Below are 1,577 nucleotides of genomic sequence, written 5' to 3'. Positions count from 1 at the left end.
CAGCGATGCTTCCCTCACGCCGCAGGGGGCATCAATTAAGCCCCAAGGGCATGGAATATGAACTCACGGATTGAGTAGCGATAACCCTCACTCTCCGAAAGTAAAGAACAAGCCGTTACACGAGACCTTCGGCTCGTGAACTAAATCGTTATGTGCCAGTGCCAAAATGGAGTTCGCATTGAGTTATAGTATTAAATCAAAGTTGTTAATTAGTGCTGGAGTCATTGCTTCAGCTTCTGCTATTTGGCATATTCTGTGTATTTTTGGTGGCCCTAGTTGGTTTGCGTTTGCTCGTGCACCTCAACAAATAATAGACTCTGCGGTTCAAGGTACTTTACTTGCTCCAATTGGCACTATAATCGTTGCAAGTTTAATGTTTGCCTGTACTGTCTTTGCTTTTTCAGCAGTTGGTTTAATCCGCAAAGTCCCTCTACTTAAATCGGCTTTAATTACCATTGCAATACTTTGTACTTTACGTGGTTTAATTGCTATTCCAACATTTATGACTTCTTCAGGTTTAGATATTTGGCAAATTATAGCAAGCACCGTTTGGTTTTATGTTGGTATTTGTTTTATCGTTGGTAGTATAGAGCAATATAGGCTCGGTAAATCAGGCACATAACAAGGCAATTATGTGTGGGACGTCTAAAGCTTGGCTGGCGCTCATTCTTCGCTAATTTTAGCCAAGCTTAATACGCCCCATATTGCGGCGTTAGGTAACCAAGGAAGGGAGTCTTATGGAAGGTTTTAAATTTAGTCCCAAAAGCAAAAAAATTTTGATGCTGCTAGTTATATTAGCCCTTACTCCATTTGCACCTGAATTACTCTTGTTTATGGATGTTGCTGGTGTAGAAGTAGCCTTTACATGCCTCCTCATCATGATTAAGCCCATGAATCTTTGGGTTGAGTGCCAGATAGTTAAAATTAAAGAGTTCAGCCGTGTGATGATACTTGCTGTAAAGCAGCACCCCGTAAGTGATGCGCGAGTGTTTGCTGGTCATTATTTTGCCTTTTCTTTAACACTCCTATTAACAAGCTCACTATTTGTGTCAAGTTCAATATGGTTGCCGATTTTAGTCATGGGTAGGTATATAGCGTAAGGATACCTAACAAGCTGCTAAATCCAGATTCACCAAGGCTGTCATGCCATTTGCTGTGCAAATCGCCCGCCAGCACTTGGTTCACTTATTAGCAGGGCGTTATATGTTTTTCAAGTTTTGAGTATTAATTCAATAAGGAAGTTAACTATGTCGAATACAGAGCGTTCCAAAATGGATATAAATTTAGATAAGGTTCTCTGCCCACAGTGTTCGGAGAAAATGCCAGCTTTGCGTATACCAAAAAATATCCAGCAATTAATGTGGGGTGGTTGGACATGCCCCAAATGTGATTGCAAAATGGATAAATTCGGTAATGAAATGACAGAGTAAATAAACATATAACACATATGAGCCTTCCGCCAGTCAATAGGCGAGCCTAACTTATTTGACTGCTTTTGCGGTCAAATAAAAATCAATCAACAAATTCATCTACTTCGTCTGTCATTTAGCTGTCAAATCATCGTTTACAGCAAACAC

The 1,577-nt window shown here is 40.2% G+C and carries 2 protein-coding genes; both read left to right on the top strand.

The annotated features are described in order from the left end of the window. The first annotated feature begins 178 nt into the window (after positions 1-178). Positions 179-622 carry a hypothetical protein gene (locus Q4557_RS19680; RefSeq protein ID WP_303415017.1) on the top strand — a complete coding sequence of 148 codons (444 nt, stop codon included), beginning with the start codon at positions 179-181 and terminating at the stop codon, positions 620-622. A gap of 115 nt (positions 623-737) precedes the next feature. Then, on the top strand, positions 738-1,100 hold the full coding sequence (locus Q4557_RS19675) for a hypothetical protein (RefSeq protein ID WP_303415015.1): 363 nt from the start codon (positions 738-740) through the stop codon (positions 1,098-1,100). Positions 1,101-1,577 lie beyond the last annotated feature (477 nt).

The sequence above is a fragment of the Shewanella sp. 5_MG-2023 genome (assembly GCF_030547465.1).
Taxonomy (GTDB): domain Bacteria; phylum Pseudomonadota; class Gammaproteobacteria; order Enterobacterales; family Shewanellaceae; genus Shewanella.
Note: the sequence above shows the minus strand (reverse complement) of the source record. Positions and strands in the feature narration are given on the sequence as shown.

Coding starts and splice junctions, on each gene's coding strand:
- Q4557_RS19675 (WP_303415015.1), top strand. CDS start 738: ATGGAAGGTTTTAAATTTAGTCCCAAAAGCAAAAAAATTTTGATGCTG.